The sequence below is a fragment of the Paenibacillus sp. alder61 genome (genome assembly GCF_020179875.1).
Classification (GTDB): domain Bacteria; phylum Bacillota; class Bacilli; order Paenibacillales; family Paenibacillaceae; genus Fontibacillus; species Fontibacillus faecis.
In genome coordinates this window covers 75,119-82,820 of sequence record NZ_JAIUDG010000027.1, presented here as the reverse complement: position 1 = coordinate 82,820, position 7,702 = coordinate 75,119, and the positions used below count along the sequence as shown (strand labels likewise).

The window sequence follows — 7,702 nt, the reverse complement described above, 5'->3', positions numbered from 1 at the left end:
GCATGGATTTCGTCTGTTCCTGAATGTATTTCACCGTCTTTCTCTTAAACTCCTCATTAAATCGTTGCCGCTGTTCACCCATGTGAACACCTCCTAATTTAAACTCTATTATTAAGGTTCTTTTATAGGGTGTCCACTTTTAATTCTAGTTGCATTTCTCCCGCTAATTCGGGCCAAATCGGCCACTTCGGCCCGATCACGGCAAATTAGCGGTACTTTTTCCAGGTAATTCGCGCTCCAGGCCGCCCGGGGCCTCATTTAACGGGAGATTTTCCCGTTAACCCACCCCGCCGTACGGCCGAACGAGGCCTGGCTAGGCCAATCCGTCCCGCACAGCCTCGCGACGCCAAGCGAGGCAGGCCAGGCATACACGGCCCCGGCCCGGGGCCGCTGTGCAAGAAAACCCGCCCCTATCCACCTACGCTTACACTCCTCCCTCTACCCTCTACCGTACCTAGACACCTCTAGTGATTCATATTACTCAACTAACTAACTCTGCTCCTGAGTACCTCGACCATCACCTTCACTATAGCCCTGCTACACTTGCTTGCTCCCCGCACATTAACGGGATTTCCTCCCGTTAAATCCGCCCACAGGGTGCGGCCTGTCCATTTACCTGGAATTTCTCCCGCTAATTCGGGCCAAATCGGCCGCTTCAGCCCGATCACGGCAAATTAGCGGTACTTTTTCCAGGTAATTCGCGCTCCAGGCCGCCCGGGGCCTCATTTAACGGGAGATTTTCCCGTTAACCCACCCCGCCGTACGGCCGAACGAGGCCTGGCTAGGCCAATCCGTCCCGCACAGCCTCGCGACGCCAAGCAAGGCCGGCTATGGCCCATCCCCCTCGCACAAAAAGACCCCTCCCGCGCCCGCAGTCAGCCGACTGCTTCGCGTATAGGGGTCTTCCTTTATGCGTTGTTTATTTCTCGGCCTCTTCGGCCTCGATTTCCGTCTCGGACGGCTTGTCGGTCAGCTTCACGGTCGCCGTGCGCGGCTCGCCGTCCCGGTAGTAGGTAACCTCGAGGTCTTCGCCGATCTTCTTGTTCTCGTACAGATACCTGCGGAGCTCCAGCGTCGAGGTGATCGGCTGTTTGTCAAACTGCGTGATGACGTCGTTCAGCTTCAAACCGGCTTCCTTGGCCGGGCCGTGCGCTTCCAGCACGATCACGCCCTCGGTCACATGGTTCGGCAGCTTCAGTTCCTTCCGCTGTTCCTCCGTAATCTCGGCGTAAGGGTTGTTCAGGTCCAGCGTATACACGCCGAGGTACGGGCGCACAACCTTGCCGTACAGCAGCAGATCGTCGACCGTCCTCATCACCTCGTTGATCGGGATGGCAAAGCCGAGCCCCTCCACGCCGGTATCCGAAATCTTCATCGTGTTGATGCCGATCAGCCGGCCGTTCAAATCGACGAGCGCTCCGCCGCTGTTGCCTTCGTTAATGGCCGCGTCGGTCTGAATGACCTCCTGCTCCCAGTCGTAGATCCCGTCCTGACTCAGGGAGATCGGAATCATCCGGCTCGTATAGCTGACGATGCCCGAGGTTAGCGTGCCGCCCAAACCCAGCGGGTTGCCGACCGCGATCACCGTCTCGCCGGCGCGAAGCTTCTTGGAATCGCCGATGTCGATCACAGCGTCGATGCCTTTGTCGTCCACTTCCAATACGGCGATATCGTTGATGGAATCCTGCCCGATAATCTTGGCCTTGCGGGAATCACCGTCGCTCGTCACGATCTCCAGATTTTCGGCGCCCGAAATCACGTGCGTGTTGGTGATAATGTAAGCCTTGCCCTTATCCTTCTTAAAAATCACGCCCGACCCCAGCGCCGCCCGCTCCGGATCTTCCTCCTCGCCGGCCTCGCTATGGTTGAGAATGCTCACCACGGCCGGGGCCACTTTGGCCGCCGCCGTACTGATCCGGTCGTACGGATCACCCCCGGCATGCGCGACGCCGCTCACACCGGCTTCTCGGGAAGCGGAGGGGAGCCCGGTAATCAAGCTGTACAGGAGCACGGCCACCACCGCGCTCAGGATGGAAGAAACCAGCGAGACCTGAAGCGTCGACCACCCGGGCCTCCGCCGGCTTCCCTGCCACCGCAAATTATTGTCCGAACTTCTGCGAAGTTGGCGTCTCGGCACCTTTGTGGAATAAAAGTCATCATCGAACAATCCCATCCCGTATCTCTCCCTCCATGGCACTACCCGGGCCTTAGCCCATCTATCTTTGTTACTTTATTACCCATGTGTCGCTGCTCACTTCACTCTATGCGATAACGGCAAATTCATATTCCCGTTCATTGCGGTACTCTCTTAACGTATTAAATTGGCGGGATGTTGCCCGTTCAGGCAAATTATTCGTTGTCCATTTGTCTTCGTTAGGAATGTTTACGGCAAAGTAAGACTACACTATAGATATAGCGCTAGATTGATAGATTTATTCTACCATAAGCCGGACAAACTGGTGCAGTTTTCATACAGGGAATTTTCGGGAGAAACACCGTCTTTCCAGTCTGTCCCGGCTGTCCTAAAAAAGGAGGGCTTAATCATGAATTCAAACTATTCCACGCCGATGAACGAGGTGAATGTCCTCGCCAAACTGGCCGATATGAAAGAAGAGCATTACCACCAATTGGTAACGCTCAGCGCGATAATGGAGCTATTGATCGAGAAAGGGATTCTTACCCGGCAGGAGATCGAGCAAAAAGCGGCCGAACTCGACGGGTTTATAAGTCCGCCACCGTATCCCACGGCGTAGGCCGGTCAAAAAAAGTGTCCCGCAGTTTGAACTCGCTGTCCTTAAAAAAACAGCCGCGGTCTTCCATCGCGCCCCGCACGGCCATTCGGGCCAGGTCCGGCATGTTATGCTCCCGGCTCAAGTGGGCCAGGTACGTCCGCTTGATCCGGCCGTTCAACAGCTCGCTCAGCAGCTCGCCCGTGGCTTCGTTGGACAAATGCCCCATGTCGCCGAGGATCCGGCGCTTGATGTTCCACGGATACCGGCCCATGCGAAGCATTTCGATATCGTGGTTCGCCTCCAGCACCAGCACGTCGGAGTCGGCGATCGCCGCTTTCACCTTGTCGCTGGCATAGCCGAGATCGGTGCAGACGCTCAGTTTTTCTTTGCCATCGTAAAAACAATACCCCACCGGCTCCGCCGCATCATGCGAAATCGCGAAGGATTCCACGCGCAGCGACCCGAAATCCTTCGCTTCGCCGGTACCGAACAGGCAGCGGTTCTCCTCCGGAATCTGGCCTATCGCCTTTTCCATCGAGCTCCACGTCTTCTCGTTCGCGTAGATCGGTAAATTGTATTTTCTCGCCACGGCTCCAAGTCCCTTGATATGGTCGGAGTGCTCGTGCGTCACCAGAATGCCGCTCAATTCCTGCCCGGATACCTCGCGCTCCGCCAGCAATTCGTCAATCCGGCGGCAGCTGAAGCCCGCGTCGATCATCAGCGTGACCTCACCGTTCGCAACCAGCGTGGCGTTTCCCGTAGATCCGCTCGACAGCACTGTAAATTTTAAACCCATTTCCCCATTACTCCTTTGCTTTCTCGATGTTCGGACTGATCACGTCCCCGCTGATGCCTTGTACGTAATACTCCGTCCCGCTCTCCAAAATAAACCGCCAGGCCGGCGCGGCCGGCAGATGCGCATCGGAATTGAACACCTCGCCGTAATAACCGAGCTCGATTTCCGTGACGACCGAGCCTTCCGGCAGAAAGTTCTCGACCAGGTTGCCGAGCGCTTTGGAAGCGGACAGCACCCGCTGCCGTTTCTCCCCTTCCGAACTGCTGATTTCAATGTTCTGCTCGCGATAGGAGATAATCTTCTGATTGCTGTAGTACAACCTCAAGTCTATTTTAAACAACGGCCATTTCCCGTCAACCAGCGGGTGGAGAACAAACTCCCCGTCCCGACTCGCCGCCTCGTCATACCGGTAATTTGCGATATTGGGAAGACTGGTCTTTAACGCGCTGACCAGCTCCTTAGGCGTATAGATCAGCTTGCTGTCCACCGGTGACGGAAGGTCGACGACCTTGCCGTTCCCTCCTCCGTCCACGAACCGGTACGATATTTTCGGCAGCTCGGGCGTTTCGCTCGGAATTTTCGCCGGCACCCGAATCCGCTTCTCGTCCATCGCCTTCTGGATATTACTCTCCAGCGAGGAGAAATCCGGGTTGGAGTCCGCCTGCTCCTGCCAATCGTTCCACAGTTGATAGCCCAGCACCAGATTCAGCAATAAAAAGGCGTAAATCAGCACGTTCTTCGCGCGGCCCCAATCCATCCTTCCACCTCCATCAGACAACCTCACTGAATAAAATGCCTGCAAATCTGCAGGTTTTTTCTCCTGCTAGGAACAAAATTTCAAAATTCCTGCGAATCTGCAGGCATTTTCGGCAAATCAGCTCTGTGCCCCCAAAATCGCTGGAAATTCCTGCAGATTTGCATCTTTTTCACAATTCCCATCGTGGATCGGCCTAAATCCTGCAGATTTGCATCTTTTTGAGTTTGAAGCGGGCAACTCGGCAGAAGTTTTCGAATATCTGGTTGAATATCCGATCGAATATCTCACGTCAGCCCTTCCCCCTCTAGTTCAGAATCCGCGTCGCTCCGTTGCGGAGCTCGGCCACCCATACCGGCTTCAGCAGCAGGCCGTCCTTGGTCAAGGAAGGATGGTAGGCCGGGTAGAGACTGACGATATCGGCCTCCCCCTTGAACCGGGCGATCAGCTTCCGCAGCTCGTTCCCCCCTGGCAGATCGACCATTTTTTTGCTCCAGAACTCGCCGGTCGGATAAATCAGGGAGCGCTGGTAGCCCGTGATCGTGCCCTGCCTTAATTCAAGGGCGATTTCTCCATAATGGAACGAGGAGATATCAATGATCGGCAAAGCGCCATACTGCCCCTCGCCGTAATACTGCTGAAAAGCCACCGTATGCTGCTCATTTCGGCTGTCGTCGGTCTCCTTCAACCGGTATTGGCCGTTCCAGCCGCCGTGCTGGTTAACGAAGTCCACCGCGGACAGCGCGTTGCGCCCCGGGCTGCTCTCGCCCGCGGCCGGTGCCGCCGGGTCGGTATAATTGATCCAGTTCCGGTCCTGCCTCACTTGGAGACTGCGCTTGCTGTCCGTATAGATCTCGGAGCCGTCTTTTTCCCGGATATAGCGGGTGATGCTGGGATCAAAAAACAAACTGCTCTGCATCTGATCCGTCGAAAACACCCCGATCTTCATCCCCGTCTCCACCATGCGGATCGGCTTCTCCGGAAGGTAATAGCCGTCCTCCAGCGTATACGGCACCCATTCCTTGCCGAAATCCACCTGCTGCTTCACGTCCTGCACGGTCAAATCGGCCTTGGTTGCCTCGTAAACCACGTCCCCCTGCGAGCTGAAAAAGAACACCCGCACCTGCTCCTCATCCTCGGCGTTGTAGATCAGCACCCGGCTGATGCTTTCGCCTTCAAACAGAGAGTCCGGTTCGATTTGCATAACCCGTTGCAGCAGCGATACCGGGATGCCTCCCCCGAACTGCAGCTCGATGCCGGGATAGCGGCTGCGGATTTCCGCCCAATCGATGTTTTCCAGGGCGTACCGCTGGAATCCCTCAAACTGGCGTCCCTTCAGCCGGGAGTAAATCAGGTTGTAGAAGGCCGATTCCGGGTAAAACACCGTGTGCCGGCCGCCGCCCAGATGAACGGCGATTTGCGCGGGAAACAGCATATCCTCCGCTTCCGCCTCCTGGCCCATGTTCTCCGTCTTGATATAGTCGCTCGCGGTTTTGACGACCGGGTTGCTGCCCGGCAGGCGATAGATGAGAAAATAGCTCTGCACCAGGCTGCACCCGACCAGAAGGGCCAGCACCAGCGATTTCACACGCTCCTTCACGCACCGTCGCCTCCTTGTTCATACTGGGGCAGCGTAAAGGTCACCTTGGTGCCCTTGCCCAGCTCCGACTGTAACGAGATCGTTCCGCCGTGCGCCTTGACGATTTCCCGGGCAATGGAGAGGCCGAGCCCCGTGCCGCCCATATTCCGCGACCGGGCCTTGTCCACCCGGTAAAAACGCTCGAAAATCCGGTCCAGGTCCTTCTTCGGAATGCCGATCCCGTTATCCTGTACCGAAATTTCCAGCGCCCCGTCTTCCTTGATCCGCGCTTCGAGTCCGATCGTGCCGCCTTCCGGCGTATATTTCATGGCGTTGGACATCAGGTTGTCGAGCACCTGGTCGATCTGGTCGCGATCCACCCACGCCGTGCTGACCCCGTTGCCGACGAAGAGCGTCGGCTTGATCTCTTTTTCCTGCATCTGAAAAGAGAACCGGTCCGTCACTTCCTCCAGCATCTCCATCACGTTGGCCGGCTGCTTCCGCAGCTGCGCTTCCTTGGAGTCGAGACGCGACAGATGCAGCAGGTCCGTGACGAGGCGGATCATCCGCTCGGTCTGGTTCTGGATGACGGAGGCGAATTTCGGTCCCAGTTCCGGATCGGCCATGGCCCCGTCCTCCAGCGCCTCCGTGTAGCTCTTGATCGTCGTGAGCGGCGTGCGGAGTTCGTGGGATACGTTGGCCACAAACTCCCGCCGGGACGCCTCCAGCTGCTCCTGCTCGGTCACGTCCTGAAGCACGGCGATGGTGCCCACAATGCCGGTTTCCCGGCGGTGAATCGGCGTGAACGTGACGCGGATCAGAAACGTTTCCCCTTCCGACGACTCGTTCTCCAGAATCGTGGAGTGCATCGTGCCCTGCTGCAATATTTCGCGCTCCTCCGGACTCAGGCGCAGCAGCGAAATGATATCGGTTTCCCCGGTCGGGTCCTCGCCGATCCGCAGCATTTCCCCGGCCCGGCGGTTCATCAGGATCACGATGCCGGCTTCATCGGTCGCAATGACCCCGTCGCTCATGTTGGTGAGGATCGAGGCCAGTTTCTCCTTCTCTTCCTCGTTCTGGGCCAACGCGTCGCGCAGCCGGCTCGTCATATAGTTAAACGCCCGGCTAAGCTGGCCGATCTCGTCGTTGCCCAGCACCGGCATTTGCTGGTGAAACTCCCCTTCGGCCACCGCCGTGGCCCGCCTTGTCATTTCCTTGATCGGCGAGGTGATCGTATGCGCCAGAATCACGCCGAGCACCGCGGTCAGCCCCAGCGCCAGTAAAATCCCCGATATAAAAATATTATTAATCCGTTCCATCGTATCGTACAGCTCGTTCATCGAAGCCGCGATATAAATGGCGCCCACGATTTTGCCGTCATTGACGACCGGCTTGGCCACGACCTTCTTGCGGACATTGTCCTCGTCGATAATGTATTCCTCGTTGTCGCGAATCCCCTGCAGCGCCCGGTTTACGACCGTTTGCGTGTTCTTCGTGCCGACGTAATCGGCATGCGAAGGCGTGGAGGTCGTCAGCACCTTGCCGCTGGCGTCCAGCACCTGAATTTCCGCGCCGTTAATGTTGAACAGATTGTTCACCAGCACGCGCAAATTTTCCAGCGACTCCTCCGCCGAGTCTCCCGACGCGCCGAGGTTCTGCGCCGCCAGCACCGAAAGCAGCTCCGCCCGCTCCTGCAGCTCCTTCGTGAAGTTGTTCGTCAGGGAAGTCTTCATCGCGCTCACAAAATAAACCCCGATCAGCTGCATGGCGATCAGGATCAGGAGCACATAAATAATAATCAGCTTCGCCTGGATCGTGCGGAAGAAGGAGGGCAGCTTCAT

At 57.0% G+C, this 7,702-nt stretch carries 6 protein-coding genes; 1 reads left to right on the top strand and 5 read right to left on the bottom strand.

Annotated elements, in window-relative coordinates:
- Positions 1-919: 919 nt before the first annotated feature.
- Positions 920-2,173 carry a S1C family serine protease gene (locus LBW89_RS23705; RefSeq protein ID WP_148454044.1) on the bottom strand — a complete coding sequence of 418 codons (1,254 nt, stop codon included), beginning with the start codon at positions 2,171-2,173 and terminating at the stop codon, positions 920-922.
- A 370-nt stretch (positions 2,174-2,543) separates the two neighbouring features.
- Here LBW89_RS23705 and LBW89_RS23700 point away from each other — a divergent pair, with 370 nt between their 5' ends.
- Positions 2,544-2,753 (top strand): hypothetical protein, encoded by a 210-nt coding sequence (locus tag LBW89_RS23700; RefSeq protein WP_148454046.1) that lies wholly within the window; start codon positions 2,544-2,546, stop codon positions 2,751-2,753.
- Here the strand turns inward: LBW89_RS23700 and LBW89_RS23695 are convergent.
- The 4 genes from LBW89_RS23695 to walK form a co-directional block, all read right to left on the bottom strand.
- Positions 2,722-3,528, bottom strand: coding sequence for an MBL fold metallo-hydrolase (locus LBW89_RS23695; RefSeq protein WP_148454048.1), 807 nt, complete (start codon positions 3,526-3,528; stop codon positions 2,722-2,724). The genes LBW89_RS23700 and LBW89_RS23695 overlap by 32 nt on opposite strands.
- Positions 3,529-3,535: 7 nt before the next feature.
- On the bottom strand, positions 3,536-4,285 hold the full coding sequence (yycI, locus tag LBW89_RS23690; RefSeq protein WP_148454050.1) for a two-component system regulatory protein YycI: 750 nt from the start codon (positions 4,283-4,285) through the stop codon (positions 3,536-3,538).
- Positions 4,286-4,589: 304 nt separating this feature from the next.
- A complete protein-coding gene (locus tag LBW89_RS23685; protein WP_148454053.1) occupies positions 4,590-5,882 on the bottom strand; it encodes a YycH family regulatory protein in 1,293 nt (430 codons plus the stop codon).
- Positions 5,879-7,702 carry a cell wall metabolism sensor histidine kinase WalK gene (walK, locus tag LBW89_RS23680; RefSeq protein WP_225040607.1) on the bottom strand — a complete coding sequence of 608 codons (1,824 nt, stop codon included), beginning with the start codon at positions 7,700-7,702 and terminating at the stop codon, positions 5,879-5,881. The genes LBW89_RS23685 and walK overlap by 4 nt, the downstream gene beginning before the upstream one ends.

Bases quoted from the DNA above. Each gene is read 5' to 3' on its own strand.
- LBW89_RS23705 (WP_148454044.1), bottom strand. From the start codon at position 2,173: ATGGGATTGTTCGATGATGACTTTTATTCCACAAAGGTGCCGAGACGC.
- LBW89_RS23700 (WP_148454046.1), top strand. From the start codon at position 2,544: ATGAATTCAAACTATTCCACGCCGATGAACGAGGTGAATGTCCTCGCC.
- LBW89_RS23695 (WP_148454048.1), bottom strand. From the start codon at position 3,528: ATGGGTTTAAAATTTACAGTGCTGTCGAGCGGATCTACGGGAAACGCC.
- yycI (WP_148454050.1), bottom strand. From the start codon at position 4,285: ATGGATTGGGGCCGCGCGAAGAACGTGCTGATTTACGCCTTTTTATTG.
- walK (WP_225040607.1), bottom strand. From the start codon at position 7,702: ATGAAGCTGCCCTCCTTCTTCCGCACGATCCAGGCGAAGCTGATTATT.